The organism is Nonomuraea sp. B208, assembly GCF_057536035.1.
This window is the reverse complement of sequence record NZ_BAAJOU010000027.1, coordinates 396,050-413,123: the sequence shown is the minus strand read 5'-3', so window position 1 is coordinate 413,123 and position 17,074 is coordinate 396,050. Positions and strand designations below refer to the sequence as shown.

Genomic DNA, 17,074 nt, shown 5'->3' with positions numbered 1-17,074 from the left:
ACGAGGAGCCGAGACACCATGACCGCCGACACCCTGCTGGAACGGATCACGGACTACGCCAGCCGCCCCGACCCTTACCCTCTGTACGCCGAGCTGCGCGAGGCCGGTCCCGTGGTGCGGCAGGCGGACGGCAGCCATCTGGTCGGCACCTACCACGAGGTCAACGCCCTGCTCCACGATCCGCGGGTGAGCGTCGATCCCCGTAAGGGCCTGGGCCATGACCCGGATCTGCCGGAGCGGGAGCAGCTCCCCTTTCTCGTCCTCGACGACCCCGCGCACCATCGGCTGCGTACGCTCGCCATGCGGCCGTTCGGACCGCCGCACAGCCCCGGCCGGGTCGACGCCATGCGCGGTCAGATCGCCGAGCTCACCGGGGAGCTGGTCGACGGGCTCCGCGACCGGGCGGAGATCGACCTCGTCGACGACTTCGCCTACCCTCTGCCGGTCACGGTCATCTGCCGGCTGCTCGGCGTCCCGCGCGAGGACGAGCCGCTGTTCCGGCGCTGGTCCGACCTCATCGTCGCCTCGGCCGACGTCCAGCCGGGCGAGGAGGCCGCGGAGCGGGCCCGTACGGGCCGGCAGGCGCGGATGGAGATGGGCCGGTACCTGGTGGATCTCGCCGAGCAGTGGCGCGGTGGCTCCGGTGACGACCTGCTGTCCGCCTTCGTCAACGAGCCGGACCCGGCCCTGCGGCTGACCCGGGAGGAGCTGGCGGAGACCGCCGTCCTGCTGCTCATCGCCGGTCACGAGACCACGGTCAACCTGATCACCAACGGGGTTCTGACGCTGCTGCGCCATCCCGACCAGCTCGACCGGCTGCGCAGGGACCCGGGTCTGCTGCCCGGCGCGGTGGAGGAGCTGCTGCGCTACGAGCCTCCGGTCCACCTGCGCCGGCGCGTCCCCCTCGTCGACCTCGACATCGCCGGCTCCGTCGTGCCCAGAGGCGAGCCGCTGATCCTCGTGATCGCGTCGGGGAACCGCGACCCCAGGCGGTTCCGCGACCCGGACCGGTTCGACCCCGCCAGGGAGGACAACCAGCATCTCGGCTTCGGCGGCGGCGTCCATCTCTGTTACGGCGCGCCGCTGGCCCGGATCGAGGCCCAGGCCGCGCTGAGCGCGCTGATCCCCCATCTCGGGGCCGTCACCCTGGTGGAGGACCCGCCACCCTACCGGCGCAACGCGATGCTGCGCGGCCCCCGGCACCTGCCCCTGCGGGTACGGCAGCCGGCCTGACCGCTGGGGGCGCCGCCCGGGCGTCCGCAGGCATCACCGCGGTGCGGAACTGGAATGCGCGCCGGTCATGCGCCGCCGATCACGCCGGCGCCGAGCAGCGCTTTGAGGTCGCCGTAGAACGCGGGCCCTGGAGTGACCTGGAAGGGCACGAGGTTCAGCAGCACGCTCCTGGCGCCCCGGCGGTGCAGGCACACGTGGACGGGCGCCCGGCCGGGATAGGTGATCAGGATCTGCTTCAGCTCCCGCACGACACGCAGGTTCAGCTGTGCCTCGTGGACCGAGATCACCACGGGTGGATGGGTGTCCGCCTGGGAGACGTCCAGGATCGTGATCTCCTCGCCGTAGACGCTCATCGTCTCGTCGCGGACGTTGATCCGGCCGCGGACGGAGATGACGCGGTCCTCGGCCAGCGTCTCGCCGTACAGGGTGTAGGTCTTGGGGAAGATGAGGCACTCCACGGAGGCGTCGTGGTCTTCGAGGGTGACGATCGCCCATGGGCTGCCCTGTCTGGTGACCTTGCGTTGCAGGCCGGAGACGATGCCGCTGATCCGGGTCACGCCGTCCTGACGTCCCGAGGCGAGCAGGTCGGCGATGGTGGTGTCACGGTTGGCGGACAGGACGCCTTCCGCGCCGTCGAGCGGGTGGCTGGAGACGTAGAGGCCCAGCATCTCGCGTTCGAAGGCGAGCAGGGTGGGCTTGTCCCACTCGCCTTCGGGGATCGCGACCGAGAAGGCGCTGCTCTGGCCGGGCTCGCCGAACAACGAGTCCTGGCCGTGCGCCTCGTTCCGCTTGATGTCAACGACCGCGTCCACCGCGGTTTCGTGCACTGTGACCAGGGCTTTTCTGTGGTGGCCCAGGCTGTCGAAGGCGCCGGCCTTGGCCAGTGACTCGACGATGCGCTTGTTGCAGACGATCGCCGGGACCTTGGCGAGGAAGTCGTTGAAGTCGGTGTACGCGCCGCGGGCCTCGCGGGCGGCGACGATCGCCTCGACGACGCCGGCTCCTATGTTCCGTACCGCGCCCAGGCCGAAGCGGATCTCGGATCCGACGGCGGTGAAGTCCAGCCGGCTGGCGTTGACGTCGGGAGGCAGCACCTTGATGCCCAGGCGCCGGCAGTCCGACAGGTAGACGGCCATCTTGTCCTTGTCGTCGCCGACGGAGGTGAGCAGCGCGGCCAGGTACTCACAGGGGTGGTTGGCCTTGAGGTAGGCCGTCCAGTAGGAGACCAGGCCGTAGCCGGCGGTGTGCGACTTGTTGAAGCCGTAACCGCTGAAGGGGACCAGGACGTCCCACACCGCCTTGACGGCCGCCGCGGAGAAGCCGCGCCCGCGCATGCCCGCCGAGAAGCGGTCCCATTCGGCGTCCAGGACTTCCTTCTTCTTCTTGCCCATGGCCCGGCGCAGCATGTCGGCGGCGCCGAGGGAGTAGCCGGCGAGCTGCTGGGCGATGGCCATCACCTGCTCCTGGAAGACCACCAGGTGGTAGGTGTCGCCGAGGATGGGTTCCAGCGCCTCCTCCAGCTCGGGGTGGATCGGCTCGACCGGTTGCCTGCCGGTCTTGCGCAGGGCGTAGTTGGTGTGGGCGTTCATCTCCATCGGGCCGGGCCGGTACAGCGCGTTCACCGCGGCGATGTCGGTGAACGTGGTCGGCCGCATCAGCTTCAGCAGCACGCGCATGCCGCCGCTGTCCAGTTGGAAGACACCGAGCGTGTCGCCGCGTGCCAGCAGCTCGTACGTCGCGGCGTCGTCGAGCGGGATCTCCAGGACGTCGATGTCGATGCCCTTGTTGGCGCGGACGTTCGCGATGGCGTCGCCGATGACGGTGAGGTTGCGCAGACCGAGGAAGTCCATCTTCAGCAGGCCCATGTCCTCGGCCTGGGTGAAGGGGAAGCCGGTGATGACAGGTCCGTCCGCCTTGGGCTTGACCAGGGGGATCACGTCGATGAGCGGCTCGCTGGAGAGGATCACGCCGGCGGCGTGGATGCCGGTTCCACGGGTGAGGCCCTCGATGCCGGTGGCGGTGTCGATCACCTTTTTGACGTCGGGGTCCTGTTCGTACATCTGGCGCAGCTCAGCGGCCTCACCGTGGCGGGGATGGCCGGTGTCGTGGATGGCGGCCAGCGGGATCTCCTTGCCTCCGTCCGCCGCGGGGAAGGCCTTGGTGACGCGGTCGCCCAGGGCGTACGGCAGACCCAGCACCCGGCAGGAGTCCTTGATGGCGGCCTTGGCCTTGATGGTGCCGAACGTGACGATCTGGCAGACCCGGTCGTCGCCGTATTTGCGGGTGACGTAGTCGATCATCTCGTCCCGTCGGCGGTCGTCGAAGTCGAGGTCGACGTCCGGCATGGAGATGCGTTCGGGGTTGAGGAAGCGTTCGAAGATCAGTTGGTGTTCGATGGGGTCCAGCTGGGTGATGCCCGTGCAGTAGGCGACCATCGACCCGGTGGCGGAGCCGCGGCCGGGGCCGAGGCCGATGCCCTGCTCGCGGGCGTGTCGGCAGATGTCGGCGACCACCAGGAAGTAGCCGGGAAAGCCCATCATGTCGATGACCGACAGCTCGTAGTCGATGCGGTCCAGCACCTCCCGCGACGGCCGGCCGTCGTAGCGGCGGCGTGCCCCCTCCAGGGTCTCCTTGCGCAACCAGCTCGACTCGCTCTCCCCTTCAGGTACGGGGAACCGCGGCGTCAGGTCCCGATGCGCGAACACCTCCCCGTAGTCGCCGACCCTCTCGGCGACCAGCAGCGTGTTGTCGCAGGCGCCCGGCACCTCGGCGTCCCACAACGCGCGCATCTCCGCGCCGGACTTGACGTAGTAGCCGCTGCCGCCGAACCGGAAGCGGTCGGCGTCGGCCAGCCGCTTGCCGGTGCCGACGCACAGCAACGCGTCGTGGGCCTGGGCCTGGCTCTCCCTGACGTAGTGGGAGTCGTTGGTGGCCAGCGGCGGCAGGTCGAGCTCCTTGCCGAGTCTGAGCAGGTCGTCGCGGACCCGGCGCTCGATGGCGAGGCCGTGGTCCATCAGCTCCAGGAAGTAGTTGTCCGGGCCGAAGATGTCGCGGTAGCGGGCGGCGGCCTCGACGGCCCGGTCGTACTGGCCGAGCCGGAGCCGAGTCTGCACCTCTCCGGACGGGCAGCCGGTCGTGGCGACGATGCCCTGGCCGTGTTCGGCGAGCAACTCATCGTCCATGCGCGGATATTTCTGGACGTGCCCTTCGAGCCAGGCCCGGGACTGCAGCCGGAAGAGATTACGCAGGCCCTGGTCGTCGGCCGCCCACATCGTCATGTGCGTGTAGAGGCCGCGCCCGGAGACGTCCCCGCCCTCCCCGGTGTCGTCGCTGGAACGGCGCAACGAGAGGTCGTCGCTGTAGTACACGGGCTTGCGGTGGTGTCTTGAGGCGGGGGCGACGTACGCCTCGATGCCGATGATCGGCTTGATCCCCGCCTTGCGCGCCGTCCGGTAGAACTCGTACGCCCCGTGCACATTGCCGTGGTCGCTCATCGCCACGGCCGGCATGCCGAGTCGTGCCACTTCCTCCATCAACGGGCCGACCTTGGCGGCGCCGTCGAGCATGCTGTACTCGGTATGCACGTGAAGGTGCACGAAGGATCCCACCGGAAACCACGCCCTTTGGTTGTAGGCTCGGCCGCGAACCCGAGCATTCGACCCGAGAGCAGGCGTGGTTGTCCAACAATCAACACACCGAGACTCCACAACCAACAGTTGTATGGCAGGCTCCGCTGGATCTGGATCTCGGCGCGGTTCGGGCCTTCGTGGCCGTCACCGAGGACCGGTACTTCAGCGAGGCCGCGACCCGGCTGGCGATCAGCCAGCAGGCCATCTCCAAGCGCGTCGCGAAGCTGGAGTCCGACCTCGGCGTCCGGCTGTTCTTCCGCACCCGTGCCGGGGCCGAGCTCACCGAGGACGGCAGGGCGTTCCTCCATCACGCGCGCGCCCTTGTGAGCCTCGCCGACCAGGCGGTCGACCTGTTGCGCTCCCGGCGCCGCGCACTCCGGGTCGACGTCCTGGACACCAGGCTACGGACCGTCGATCTGCTCCAGGCGTTCCACCGGACCGTCGAGGACGTGGACATCGAGATCCTCACCTCGAACGGGCTCAGATCGGCGCACGGCGCCCTCACCCGCGGATCCGTCGACGCGTTCTTCTGCCGCGTACGGGGGACGTTGGACGAGGAGCTCCGGCACGTCCCCGCGTACCTGGAACCGGTGCATCTGCTCGTCAGCCGCGACCACCCCCTCGCCGATCGGCAGCACGTCGAGATGGAACGCCTGTCCGGGTCGACCGTGTGGATGCCTGGCAACGCCCTCGGCAGTGAGTGGGCCGACTTCTACGACTTCCTCGGTGCCGCGTTCGACATCCGGATCAACACGTCGGGGCCCGACTTCGGCTGGGAGTACTTCATGGAGCGGATCGCCTCCGGTGAGCACATCGGTTTCGGCGGCGAAGGACTGCGGTTGCCGTGGCATCCCCGCACCGTGCAGATCCCGCTCGTTGACCCCACGCCCGTCTACCCGTGCTCGCTGCTGTGTCACCGGCAGAACCACCACCCGGTGCTGGCCCTGCTCACCCGCTTCATCGAGAGCAGCTTCCGGCCGTTCGACCCGGCCCGCCAATGGCTGCCGGCCTCCGACCGCGCCGCGTTCGCCGCGGACGCCAACTGACCCGTGTGAGCGGGTTCAGCCGGTCGGGTGGAGGCGGACGCAGCAGTGCTCGGGTGCGGGCTCCAGGCGGGCGGTGACGTCGGTCGTGTCCAGCCCTTCGAGCAGGCCGGTCAGCAGGCACAGGTTCATGCCGCAGACCATCGCGGTGTGCTGCCGGGCCAGGCTGTGGAAGGGGCAGTTGACCAGCGCGATGGTGTCGCCGGTCGCGCGCGGCTCGTAGCCGAGGGCCTCCAGGGCCTGCACGAGACCGGTACGGGTGCCGCGCGCCGGAGCGTCGCGGCCGAGGTCGTGGCCCAGCTCGCGGGCGCGGCGGTCGAGCACGTCGCGCGGCGGCTCCCCCGAGGTCTGGGCCTCCTGGAGGGCGTCGGCGAGCAGGCGGGCGGCCAGCTCGTAGTGCCGGTCCGGCAGGGAGACGGCGATCTGCCCGGGCGCGCGGCGGTAGAGCTTCGAGGGACGGCCGGCGCCGGGTCCGGTGCGGCCGGTGCGGCGCTGGTAGACGGCTTCGAGCAGCCCCTCGGCCACCAGTTTGTCGAGGTGGAAGGAGACGGTGTTGCGCGGCGTCTGCACGGCGTCGGCGGCCTGGTCGCGGCTCACCGGAGCGGGCTGCCGCACCACGAACTCGTACAGGCGGCGCCGGGTCGGCTCGTCCAGCGCCGCGATGGCGGAGATGCGTGCCTGCCATGCGCCGTTGATCTCGCCCATCTCTAAAACCCATTTCTGTTGACTAAATCGCCGGTCCTCTTCTAATGTTAACGAAAGTAGTCGATAGAAGAAGGGGATGGCGTGATGCGGGACGCGTACGACGGGCGGGCGGCATGAGCGAGACCCTCGCGGCTCCGGACGCCGCTCCCGACCAGCCCGGCCGGCCCGACCAGCAGCAGCGGCGCCTGCGGGTGGTCCGCGGCGGCGCCGGCGTGGACGTCGAGGCCGCGCAGCGGGCAGTGGCCGACCTGCTGACCGCGCTGGGCCGGGACGCCGAGTCCGAGCACCTGGCCGACACGCCCAGGCGGGTCGCGTACGCGTACGCCGAGCTGCTGGCGCCGCGCGAGTTCAACCTGACGACCTTCCCCAACGAGGAGGGGTACGACGAGCTCGTGCTGGCCCGCGACATCCCGGTGCAGTCGTTGTGCGAGCACCATCTGCTGCCGTTCCAGGGCGTGGCGCACGTGGGCTACCTGCCCGGCGACCGCATCCTGGGACTGTCGAAGCTGGCCCGCGTCGTCGAGCTGTTCGCCCGCGACCTGCAGGTGCAGGAGCGGCTGACCAAGCAGGTGGCCGACTGGCTGCAGCAGCACCTGGAGCCCAAGGGGGTCGGCGTGGTGATCGAGGCCGAGCACCTGTGCATGTCGATGCGCGGCGTACGCGTGCGCGGGTCACGTACGGTGACCTCCGCCCTGCAGGGGCTGCTGCGCGAGGACGCGCGCTCCCGGCAGGAGTTCTTCGCGCTGTCCGGGGTCCACTGAGCCGGGCCTCCCCCACACCCACGCGTTGCCGAACGAACAGACAGGAGATCGACGATGCCGGCCACTTTTGTGATCGCCGGAGGCGGACTCGCCGCGGCCAAGGCCGCCGAGGCCCTGCGCGCGGAGGGCTTCGACGGCGCGATCGTCCTCGTCGGACGCGAGCCGCACCTGCCCTACGAGCGGCCCCCGCTGTCGAAGGGCTACCTGCAGGGCGGCGACGAACGCCAGAAGATCTTCGTGCACGACGCGGACTGGTACCGCGACCACGCCGTGGACCTGCGCACCGGAGTGTCGGTCACGGGCATCGACCCGGCCGCCCATCAGGTGACGCTCTCCGACGGCGAACGCCTCCGCTACGACAAGCTCCTGCTGGCCACCGGTGCCACCCCACGCCGCCTCACCGTGTCCGGCCACGACCGCGGGAACGTGCTGTACCTACGTACCGTGGACGACTGCGACCGGCTGCGCGCCACGCTCTCCGCCGCCGGGCGCATCGCCGTCGTCGGCGCGGGCTGGATCGGCCTGGAGACCGCCGCCGCGGCCCGCGCCGCCGGCGTCGAGGTCACCGTGATCGAGCAGGAGCGGCAGCCGCTGCTCGGCGCCCTCGGCCCCGAGATCGGCGCCGTCTTCGCCGCCCTGCACCGCGAGCACGGGGTCGACCTGCGGCTCGGCGTCCGCCTCGCCGAGATCACCGAGACCGGCGTACGCCTGGCCGACGGCACCCACCTCGACGTGGACGCCGTGGTGGCCGGCATCGGCGCCGTCCCCGACACCGAACTGGCCGCCGCCGCGGGCCTGGCGATCGACAACGGCATCAAGACCACCGCCGACCTGCGCACCAGCGACCCTGACATCTTCGCCGCCGGTGACGTCGCCAACGCCTACCATCCCCGCCTGGGCCGGCACGTCCGCGTCGAGCACTGGGCCAACGCACTCAACCAGCCCGCCGTCGCCGCCCGCGCCATGCTCGGCCGCGAGGCCGCCTACGACGAGCCGCCCTACTTCTACACCGACCAGTACGACCTGGGCATGGAGTACCTCGGCCACGTCCCGCCCGGCGTTCCCCACGATGTCGTCATCCGTGGCGATGTGGCCACGCGGGAGTTCCTCGCCTTCTGGCTGCGCGACGACGACACGGTGCTCGCGGCGATGAACGTCAACATCTGGGACCAGGGCGACCAGCTCAAGGCCCTCGTCCTGGCCGGCTCCCCGGTGGACCGGAGCGCACTGGCCGATCCCGCGGTTCCACTGGGCCGGCTGCACTGACCACGAGCGCGCTGAGAAGGAATGCCGCCGGCCCGACCGGCGATCGACCCGGAATTACACCGCGACCGAATGAGCTTGCAGCGGCTCAGAGATTCTGATATCCGACCGAGATCGGCCACGAGGTGCCACTGCATTTAGCATTTGATTTAACGGAATTGGCAACCCACGGGCCGTACACCGTGGTGTAGGCGCCACTACTGGCCTGGCAGAAGAGCACGACCCGCGTCTGAGTCACCCCGGTGCCGCTGCACAGGGCCCAGCCGGTGCCGCCGGGAGTGCCGATCTGGGCGTCGGTGCTGCAGGTCGCCGCCTGAGCGGGCGCAGCCGGTGACAGGAAAGTCGTCGCGGCGGCGATCCCCGCCGCCGCGGCCGCCGAAACGGCGAACTTCTTGATGCGGCCCATCAGCTACCTCCTTCGATGTCGATCTTCCGGCTTGATCGTAACCACAGCTTTCCTGGATATCCATAGGGAATGACCCGCGTTTTTGAGCGGGCTATTTTACGGGCCGACCGCAAGACAGCGGTTTATGGTCCGGAAAAAGAAATGGCACGCGAATAACCCGGATCCTGTTCCATCGTGCTGCCGTCTGGTCACCTTCCACGTCGGCGGTCCGGCGCTGGGCCCGATAGAGCGTGACAAGATCACATCCGTCCGCGACTGAGCTGGTCACGGTCGGCCCGGTGTCCGCGGCGGCGGGCTTCATGCCGTAGGCCCTTACACGGATACCTACTGTCGAAGGTCGGTCGTCGCGGGGCCGGCTGGGGCGGCGGGGGTTCGAGGCCATGTCCAGGAGGAGCGCAGGATGAAGGCCAGGAGCAGCACCTCGATTCCGATGGAGAGGCCGTAGAAGGGGGCCCAGTCCCAGGAATCCCCCACCGCGTTGAACGCCGAGTAGGGGATGTAGAGCGATGCGACGACGAGGTTCGTGGCGCGGTTCACCCGGGCGGGCAGCGTCATGGAGAGCATCACCATCAGGGCCGGGATCGCCACGGACGCGAGCATGCCGGTCAGCCAGGTCGCGCTGATGTCGAACTCAAAGACGACGCCAGCCAGGATGTTGCCGACGGTGCCGGGCTTGTAGAGGTGGAAGTAATCGACGTAGATGTAGAGGAACATGAAGCTGGTCCATGCGGCGGCGAGCTTGACCTGCACGGGGACCGGCGGGTTGTCGAGCAGGTTCGGGGTTTTCGTCCGGATGGTCATCGGTTCTTCTTTCGAGAGGAGCGGTCCGTCCGCCGGAGTGGCGGCAGGTTGGGGCGTACATACGCACCCGACGTGCTCGTGACCAGCACCGTCTGGCCCGGTCGAACGTTCGCGATCTTCCGCAATGCCTGCAACGCCGCCATGGCCGAGGTGGGCACCACTGGCGCGTCCACGACCGACAGGTTGGCGGGCACGGACAAGAGGTTGTCCGCCGGGACGCAGGCGGACTCCGCGAGCGTTCCAGCGGTGCTCTGGCCGAACACCTCGTCGCCGGGGCGGAGAGCGGTGACATCCTTCCCGACCGCTGCCGCCATGCCGGCGAGGTCCCTGCCAGGGAGCGCCCACCCGGAGGCGGCCCGCATCGTCGTTGCCCCGGCCGGACTCGCCCCCGGCACCAGGCGTGCTCCGGCATTCGATCGCTGTTCGATTCCCACAGAAGCCTCCTCACGTCCGAGCCACGACTCTTTTCGTACACCGTACGTCGTACGCCGTACTACGCTCGTACGATGTACGATGACCGTACGTTGAACGCTTGTCAAGCCGTTTGAGAGAGCGAGGAAACCCGTTGTCTGCAAGGGAACGACGCCAGGTCGCGTCAGATGCGGGGCTGAGCAAGAAGCGGGTGGTGGCCGAGGCGGTCCGGCTCGCCGACCGCGAGGGGGTCGGCGAGCTGAGCATGCGCCGGCTGGCTGGCTCGCTCGGCGCGGGCGCGATGTCGCTTTACTACTACGTTGCGAGTAAGGAGGAGTTGCTGGACGCCATGATCGACGTCGTGTTCGAGGAGATCGAGCTCCCGCCTGAGGAGACCGACTGGCAGTCAGCGATGCGACGTCGGGCGATATCCGCCCGACAGGTTCTCGCGCGCCACCCGTGGGCGATCGGCCTGATGGAGTCGCGGACATCGCCGGGGCCCGCGAACCTCCGCCACCGCGAAGCGGTCACCGCCTGCCTGCGGAGGGCCGGCTTCCCGGTCTTGATGGCGACGCACGCCAACTGGTTGCTCGACAGCTATGTCTACGGTTTCGCCTTGCAGGAAGCCAGCCTGCCGTTCGGCACCGCCGATGAGCTCGCGGACATGACCGAGGACGTCTTCCTGCCCCAGCTTCCTCCTGACGAGTTCCCCTACCTCAACGAGTCCGCCGCGGTGCTCGCCGCTGCCGGCTACGACCCTGCGGAGGAGTTCACCTTCGGCCTCGACCTCGTCCTGGCCGCCCTCGAGGCCCTGAGAGTGCCTACGTGAGCCTCCATCCGTGATGTCGTTATGTGATCGTGTGGATTTGTAGTGTTACCGCCAGTCTGCGGGTCCAGTTGTGCCGGGATGGCGCGGCGACTGAGCACAAGCCGTGCCCGAGCGACTCAGCCGACGCTCACTGGGCGTTGATCGAACCGGTCCTCACGGCAGGAAGGCCCCGCACCCCTCGGTCAGCGGCCACGAAGGCAACTATGCGCTGCGGGAGATCGTCAACGCGATCCGCTACCAGGGACGAACCGGCGTCCAATGGGACTGTCTCCCGCACGATCTGCCGCCCAAGGGTGCGACGTACTACTCCGGGGCCTGTTCACGGGTATCGAGGCGGTCCAGAAGCCAGGTTCCGGGATCGGGCCTTCGCCAAATGGCGCGACGACGGCACCGATAAGACGATCCATGACCTGCTGCGCTGGCACCTGCGCGAGAAGGGCGGGTATCGGGCCTGGTCATGTCCAAGCAGCTCGTCGTCGTAGTAGCTGGCCAGGTAAGTGGAGCGGTCGAGCTTGCCCAGCTCCGTCAGGGCGCGGCCGATGGGGGTCGGGGTGCCGCCGCCGACGAAGGAGCGGAACAGCTCGCCGACCCTGACCGCGGCGCCGCAACCAGGACACCGGCGCCCGACACCGGCGGCGAGCAGCACCGAACGCGAACGAGAGGTCACCGACACTTCCTGCTGTGTGGCGGTGACCGCGACGTGCCGAAGAGACGTCTCGGCTCTCCCCGTGGAAAACGAACCGTAGACACGGCATACATCCGTTCCTTACAGTGGTTTCAGCTCATACTGAAATAACTGTAAGGAGATGGGCCGGGCGTGACCGAACAGGAAGCGTTGCTGGAGTGGGTCGAGCGCGTGGCCATGTACCTGGCGCGCGACGGGGTGCCGCCGATCGCCGGCCGGGTGCTGGGCTGGCTGATGGTGTGCGATCCGCCGGAGCAGTCGGCCGGGCAGATCAGCCAGGCCATCGGCGCCAGCCGCGCATCGCTGACCTCGAACCTGCGGCTGCTGACGGGCATGGGGTTCCTCACCTGGCGCACCCGGCCGGGCGAGCGGACCGTCTACTACCGGATGGCCACCGACGCCTGGGCGGTGGTGGTGCGCAAGCAGATCGCCGGCCTCTCCTCCTTCCTTGACATCACCCGTGACGGCCTGGACCTGGTCGGCCCGGACGACGAGCGCGCCGACCGCATCCGCCAGGCGCACACCACCTTCGAATGGATGGCAGACATGTTCAAGAACGCGCCACAGCCCGGGGAGCCCGCGTGAGCGGGCATGCGATCGTGGTCGGCGGCGGCATCGGCGGGCTGGCCGCCGCTGTCGCGCTGCGCCGGATCGGCTGGCGGGCCACGGTGCTGGAACGGGCGGGCGAACTGCGCGAGATCGGCGCGGGCATGTCCCAGGCGCCGAACGCCCTGCGCGCGCTGGAGGAGCTCGGCGTGGGCGGGCAGGCACGCGCGGCTGGGGTGCCCACCTTTTCGGCGGGTAACCTGCGTCTGCCTGATGGCCGCTACCTGCAGCGCGCCCGCCCTGGTGATCCGACGCCGCTGCTCGCCTTCCACCGTGCGGACCTGCACAAGCTGCTGCTGGAGGGGGTGCCCGACGGCTGGCTGCGCACCGGCACGGAGGTCACCGGCCTGCGGCAGGACGAGCGCGGGGTGACGGTCGTCTGGGACGGCGGCGAGGCGAGGGCAGACCTGGTGATCGGCGCGGACGGCATCCGCAGCACCGTGCGCCGGCTGCTATGGCCGGGCACGCCGCCCCCGCGTTTCCTGGGCCGCACCGCCTGGCTGGGCATCGCGCCCACCGGCGGCCTGCCGGGCAGCATCACCATGGGCTCCGGTGGCTACTTCCTGATCCACCCGATCAGCCGGGGCCGCGCCTACTGGGCCTACGTCACCACCGCCGACCGGCCGGAGGTGCGCTATGAGAAGGAAAAGGCCGAAGCGGCCCGCCGGCTGGCCGCCTGGCACGAGCCGATCCCGGAGCTGATCGCCGCCACCCCGGACGAGGCGGTGATCCACATCGACATCTGCGACCTGGACCCGCTGCCTTCCTATGTGCGCGGCCGGGTGGCGCTGCTCGGCGACGCCGCGCACGCGATGAGCCCGGATCGCGGTCAGGGGGCCGGGCAATCCATCGAGGACGCCGTCGTCCTCGCCGCCGCCCTTTCCGGCGAGGCCGCGACCGGGGCCGCGGCCGGGGGTGCGATCGAGGGCGCGCTGCGCCGTTATGACACCGAGCGCCGCCCGCGCACCCAGGCCACCGCGCGGGGCGCCCGCGCCGATGGGCGCCGCACCACCTCGCCGGCCGCGCACCGGGTCCTGACCACGATGATCCGGCTGATGCCTGCGGCGTTGTGGCGTCAAGGCATCACCGCCGACGGTAACGCCACCTGGCGCTGGCAGCCTCCGCACCTGCCGGTGGCGCGGGGCAGGTGATGCCCCAAGGGGTGAAGGGAACCCTCAGCTCTCCTGCAGGTCACGCCGCTGGAATGCGGCGAGCCCGGCCAGCAGGAACGCGGCGGTGACTGCGATGAGCCCCAGCAGCGGGCCGGCGTCGACGGGCTGGGTCAGCCCCTGCGGGACGTGCGCGAAGGGGGGACAGGCTCGTGATCCGCTCGTCGAGTTGGAGCAGCTCGCCGAGCTGGGCGAGCAGGGCGAAGGCCAGCAGGACCGCCCAGGCCAGCGCGGTCAGCCGGGGCAGCAGCCCGAACAGCAGCATCGCGATCCCGGCCAGCGTCCAGGTGGCGGGGGCTTGAGCCAGCGCCGCGCCCAGCATGCGCGCGGCCTGACCGGCCGGCTCGCCGATCCGCAGGCCGTGCGCGACCCCGGCCGCCAGCCCGCCCGCGGAGAGGATCACGACGCTACCGCCTGGGCGATGCCCAGGTGGCTGACGCTCCAGCGGCGGCGGCCCACGGCGGTGGCCAGGACCGGTCCGGCGCATAGTTCCGTCTCCTCGCCGCGCAGCCGTAGCGTCGCCTGGCACGCGTTTCAGCCGGCGAGCAGGCCGAGCAGGCTCAGCTCGGCGGTCAGGAACGCGTCGGTCAGTTCGTCCGTGCCGCCGCCGATCTGGGCCAGGAGGGCGGTCAGTTGCGGGTTGTCGCCGACGATGTCGCCCAGGCTGTGGGTCAGCGTGCCGAACAGCACGCCTGCCACCGTGAAAGCGATCGCCCAGCCGAGCAGGCCGCCGCGCTGCAGCCGCCAGGCCAACGCCGTAGGACCGGCGAGAGAAGGCCCGGCGTCCGGCCGGCCCGGGCGTGCCGGCACGAGTCCGGCGCCGAGGTCGCGCCGCCTGGCCAGCATCACCGACATCGCGACCAGCGCCAGGCCGGTGACGGCGAGCAGCGCGAGCACCCACCAGCGCTCGCCGGCGAAGGCCCGCACCCGCTGGGCCCAGCCCAGCGGGCAAGCCGCTGATGAGGATGGCGGGACTGCTCGCCATGGGGCGCCTCCACGAAGCCGGTCCGATATGACGTTGCCGACCAGACTTCCCGGCGCTCCACCGAGGACAGTGACAGCGCCGCCCCGTCTCCACCAGATGCCGGCCAAGCCACATCTCGCGGGCCGTCCTAGCCGCGGCACGCGGCGTATCTGCGGCAGGGACCTCTCGTTCGGCCGCATGGCATCTGCAAGCATCCCTGCTGGCGGGTGAGCGCCTTATCCGGATGTGAGCGATCCACCACGATCGGATCGCCGTCTGCTCGCCTCAGCCGACGATGAAGCGCTCCTCGGGCAGCTGATAGCGGCGGGCCCGGTCTTTCAGAGCCAGGGCTGTGCCCAGGGTGAGCGGGCCGATTCTGCCGATGAACATGAGCATCACCAGAAGCAGGTGTCCGGCCGGTGGGAGGTCGGCGGTGATCCCGGTGGACAGGCCGACCGTGGCGAAGGCCGAGACGACCTCGAACAGCACGCGGTCGAGATTGTGCGGGGTCAGTGCGAGGAGCAGGTACGTCGACAGCGCGACCAGCGCCACGCTGATGAGGCTGATCGCCAGGGCCTGCCGCTGCGCCGGTTCCGGCAGGCGGCGATGACCGACGTTGACCTCGCGCTCGCCGCGCATCTCGGCCCAGATGACGAACGCGAGCAGGCCGAACGTGGTGACCTTGATGCCGCCAGCGGTGCCGGCGCTGCCGCCGCCGATGAACATCAGCAGGTCGGTGGCCAGCCAGCTGGTGGGATCCATGGCGGCGATGTCGAGGCTGTTGAAGCCCGCGGTACGCGTCATGGCGGCGGCGAAGAAGGCGGCCAGGAGCTTGCCGGAGTCCTGGAGTGTGCCCAGCGTCTTGGGGTTGTGCCACTCGGCGGCCAGGAAGACCAGCGTCCCTGCGACCAGCAGGGCCGCGGTGACGCCGACGGTGATCCTGGTCAGCACCGACCAGCGGCGGGGCCTGCGCCAACCGCGCAGCAGCTCGAACACCACCGGGAAGCCGAGCCCGCCCACGATCACCGCGCCCGCGATGGTCAGGCAGATCCACGGGTCGGCGACGAAGCGCATCACACTGTCCGGCCATAAAGCGAAGCCGGCGTTGTTGAAGGCCGAGATCGCGTGGAAGATCCCCAGGTAGACGGCTCGGCCCCACGGCTCGCCGTAGCCGAGCAGGAACCGGCCAGTGAGGATCACCGCCGTGACGGCCTCGCACAGCAGGCTGAAGACGACCACGCGCCGGACCACGTGCCGCACGTCAGCCATGCTCAGCGTCTTGGTCTCGGCCTGGGCGAAGATCCTGGCGCGCAACCCGAGACGCCCGGCCACCAGGAGGGTGAACAGAGTCGCCAGGGTCATGATGCCCAGCCCGCCGACCTGGATGAGCCCCGCGATCACGCTCTCCCCGAACGTCGACCAGTGCGTCGGGGTGTCCACGACCACCAGCCCAGTGACACACACCGCCGAGGTGGCGGTGAACAGCGCGGCCGGCAGCCCGGCCGGTTCCCCTGACTCGGTGGCGATCGGCAGGGCGAGCACGGCCGTGCCGATCACGACCGCCAACCCGAACCCGGTGACGATCATCTGCGCCGGGTGCTGGAACCAGCCAAGGATCCGTGGCCACCGTCTCATGCCATACCCGCACGCGCACCGAGCCGGTCCGCGACACCCCCCGCATCAGGGCTGACCACCCAGAGCGTGCGTGCCATCCGGGCCGGCCAAGACGCGACCGTGCAGATCGGGGACCGAACCCGAGCGCGGCCCTGGCCGTAGCCACGCCGACCGTGAGCGGCGCGGCCGACCACCGCCCGCTGCGCCAGCACCATACAGGGCACCCTTTCAGCAAACCCCGTCAAGACACCTCGCACCTTACCCAGGCCACAAGGGGCAGCGCAGGAGGGCGAGGCGTCAAGAAAACGTATGAATCGCGACTTCCGTCCCCGCCGGCATAGGGTTGGCGCTCCCGATGCGGGGCCAGCAGCACGGGCCGGCAGCACGGGCCGGCCGGACCGTGCTCAACCGGTCTGCTGATTCCAGCGGTGCAGCAGAGCGGGCAACTCGCTGAGCAGGAATTCGTAGAAGGCGTGCATCTGCGCCAGGCGCTGATGGGCGGGGTCGCTCTCGTCGGTGGCGGCGATCCCGGTGGCCGCGGCCTGGAGCATGGCCTGGATGACGGTGTTCTGGCTGGTGAACAGGATGGCCCAGGCGTCGTCGCGGAGCCGGTAGTGCTCGCGGCGGCTGCCGGGGGCGGGCAGGCGTTCGATGAGCCCGACCGTCAGCAGGGATTTGATCGCGGCGGAGACCGAGCCCGCGCTGGCCTCCAGCCGGGCGGCGATCTCGCCGGCGGTGACGCTTTCCTGGTCGGTGAACAGGAAGACCGCCAGGGTGCGGGCGGTCATGCGCTGCATGCCGCCCTCGATCAGGGTCAGGGCCAGCCGTTCGGCGGCCTGCCACTGCTCATACCGATCGTTCACGTGTGCCTCCTTGCGGGAAGCAGGATATCCAACATCTCTACCCTTCAGTAATTTCTGAAAGTTCGGTATAGTCCTCGTGTCGGCCTCTTGGC

At 69.8% G+C, this 17,074-nt stretch carries 18 protein-coding genes; 8 read left to right on the top strand and 10 right to left on the bottom strand.

All coding sequences use genetic code 11. The features are described 5' to 3' along the window. The first annotated feature begins 18 nt into the window (after positions 1 to 18). Positions 19 to 1,233 (top strand): cytochrome P450, encoded by a 1,215-nt coding sequence (locus tag AC27IY_RS33480; protein ID WP_487180389.1) that lies wholly within the window; start codon positions 19 to 21, stop codon positions 1,231 to 1,233. A gap of 65 nt (positions 1,234 to 1,298) precedes the next feature. Here the strand turns inward: AC27IY_RS33480 and dnaE are convergent, their stop codons facing one another. Further along, positions 1,299 to 4,829: a DNA polymerase III subunit alpha gene (gene dnaE, locus AC27IY_RS33475; protein ID WP_487180387.1), complete on the bottom strand. Its 3,531-nt coding sequence runs from the start codon at positions 4,827 to 4,829 to the stop codon at positions 1,299 to 1,301. On the opposite strand from dnaE, the gene AC27IY_RS33470 reads away from it, so the two are divergent. Next, positions 4,751 to 5,908, top strand: coding sequence for a LysR family transcriptional regulator (locus AC27IY_RS33470; RefSeq protein WP_487180386.1), 1,158 nt, complete (start codon positions 4,751 to 4,753; stop codon positions 5,906 to 5,908). The genes dnaE and AC27IY_RS33470 overlap by 79 nt on opposite strands. A 15-nt stretch (positions 5,909 to 5,923) precedes the next feature. On the opposite strand, the gene AC27IY_RS33465 is transcribed toward AC27IY_RS33470, so the two are convergent. Next, complete coding sequence (locus AC27IY_RS33465) at positions 5,924 to 6,610, bottom strand: helix-turn-helix transcriptional regulator (RefSeq protein ID WP_423449154.1); 687 nt, start codon at positions 6,608 to 6,610, stop codon at positions 5,924 to 5,926. 113 nt (positions 6,611 to 6,723) lie between these two features. On the opposite strand from AC27IY_RS33465, the gene folE reads away from it, so the two are divergent. Both folE and AC27IY_RS33455 read left to right on the top strand, forming a co-directional pair. Further along, the gene (folE, locus tag AC27IY_RS33460; RefSeq protein WP_487180385.1) at positions 6,724 to 7,371 is read left to right on the top strand and encodes a GTP cyclohydrolase I FolE; all 648 of its coding nucleotides are present in this window, start codon (positions 6,724 to 6,726) and stop codon (positions 7,369 to 7,371) included. Between the two features lie 54 nt (positions 7,372 to 7,425). Then, on the top strand, positions 7,426 to 8,637 hold the full coding sequence (locus AC27IY_RS33455) for an NAD(P)/FAD-dependent oxidoreductase (protein ID WP_487180384.1): 1,212 nt from the start codon (positions 7,426 to 7,428) through the stop codon (positions 8,635 to 8,637). Positions 8,638 to 8,722: 85 nt separating this feature from the next. On the opposite strand, the gene AC27IY_RS33450 is transcribed toward AC27IY_RS33455, so the two are convergent. From AC27IY_RS33450 to AC27IY_RS33440, 3 genes are all read right to left on the bottom strand, one after another. Next, positions 8,723 to 9,040 carry a hypothetical protein gene (locus tag AC27IY_RS33450; protein WP_423449150.1) on the bottom strand — a complete coding sequence of 106 codons (318 nt, stop codon included), beginning with the start codon at positions 9,038 to 9,040 and terminating at the stop codon, positions 8,723 to 8,725. Between the two features lie 324 nt (positions 9,041 to 9,364). After that, positions 9,365 to 9,841, bottom strand: a complete 477-nt coding sequence (locus AC27IY_RS33445; protein ID WP_487180383.1) for a DUF6326 family protein — start codon at positions 9,839 to 9,841, stop codon at positions 9,365 to 9,367. Next, the gene (locus AC27IY_RS33440; RefSeq protein ID WP_487180382.1) at positions 9,838 to 10,275 is read right to left on the bottom strand and encodes an alcohol dehydrogenase catalytic domain-containing protein; all 438 of its coding nucleotides are present in this window, start codon (positions 10,273 to 10,275) and stop codon (positions 9,838 to 9,840) included. Before AC27IY_RS33440 ends, AC27IY_RS33445 begins: the two co-directional genes overlap by 4 nt. A gap of 191 nt (positions 10,276 to 10,466) precedes the next feature. On the opposite strand from AC27IY_RS33440, the gene AC27IY_RS33435 reads away from it, so the two are divergent. Together AC27IY_RS33435 and AC27IY_RS33430 are read left to right on the top strand one after the other, a co-directional pair. Next, positions 10,467 to 11,081: a TetR/AcrR family transcriptional regulator C-terminal domain-containing protein gene (locus tag AC27IY_RS33435; protein ID WP_423449145.1), complete on the top strand. Its 615-nt coding sequence runs from the start codon at positions 10,467 to 10,469 to the stop codon at positions 11,079 to 11,081. Positions 11,082 to 11,184: 103 nt separating this feature from the next. Then, complete coding sequence (locus AC27IY_RS33430; protein ID WP_487180381.1) at positions 11,185 to 11,478, top strand: transposase; 294 nt, start codon at positions 11,185 to 11,187, stop codon at positions 11,476 to 11,478. Here the strand turns inward: AC27IY_RS33430 and AC27IY_RS33425 are convergent. Continuing rightward, positions 11,401 to 11,748, bottom strand: coding sequence for a hypothetical protein (locus tag AC27IY_RS33425; protein ID WP_487180802.1), 348 nt, complete (start codon positions 11,746 to 11,748; stop codon positions 11,401 to 11,403). The genes AC27IY_RS33430 and AC27IY_RS33425 overlap by 78 nt on opposite strands. A gap of 150 nt (positions 11,749 to 11,898) precedes the next feature. Between AC27IY_RS33425 and AC27IY_RS33420 the strand changes: the two genes are divergently transcribed. Then, positions 11,899 to 12,351 carry a GbsR/MarR family transcriptional regulator gene (locus AC27IY_RS33420; RefSeq protein ID WP_423449141.1) on the top strand — a complete coding sequence of 151 codons (453 nt, stop codon included), beginning with the start codon at positions 11,899 to 11,901 and terminating at the stop codon, positions 12,349 to 12,351. Further along, entirely contained in the window at positions 12,348 to 13,523 is a 1,176-nt protein-coding gene (locus AC27IY_RS33415) for an FAD-dependent monooxygenase (protein WP_487180380.1), read from the top strand. The genes AC27IY_RS33420 and AC27IY_RS33415 overlap by 4 nt, the downstream gene beginning before the upstream one ends. Before the next feature lie 40 nt (positions 13,524 to 13,563). On the opposite strand, the gene AC27IY_RS33410 is transcribed toward AC27IY_RS33415, so the two are convergent. From AC27IY_RS33410 to AC27IY_RS33395, 4 genes are all read right to left on the bottom strand, one after another. Then, entirely contained in the window at positions 13,564 to 13,944 is a 381-nt protein-coding gene (locus AC27IY_RS33410) for a hypothetical protein (protein WP_487180379.1), read from the bottom strand. A gap of 131 nt (positions 13,945 to 14,075) precedes the next feature. Continuing rightward, complete coding sequence (locus tag AC27IY_RS33405) at positions 14,076 to 14,468, bottom strand: hypothetical protein (protein WP_487180378.1); 393 nt, start codon at positions 14,466 to 14,468, stop codon at positions 14,076 to 14,078. A gap of 322 nt (positions 14,469 to 14,790) precedes the next feature. Further along, positions 14,791 to 16,140, bottom strand: coding sequence for a TrkH family potassium uptake protein (locus AC27IY_RS33400; RefSeq protein WP_487180377.1), 1,350 nt, complete (start codon positions 16,138 to 16,140; stop codon positions 14,791 to 14,793). 383 nt (positions 16,141 to 16,523) lie between these two features. Next, positions 16,524 to 16,982 carry a GbsR/MarR family transcriptional regulator gene (locus tag AC27IY_RS33395; RefSeq protein WP_423478454.1) on the bottom strand — a complete coding sequence of 153 codons (459 nt, stop codon included), beginning with the start codon at positions 16,980 to 16,982 and terminating at the stop codon, positions 16,524 to 16,526. Between the last annotated feature and the right edge of the window lie 92 nt (positions 16,983 to 17,074).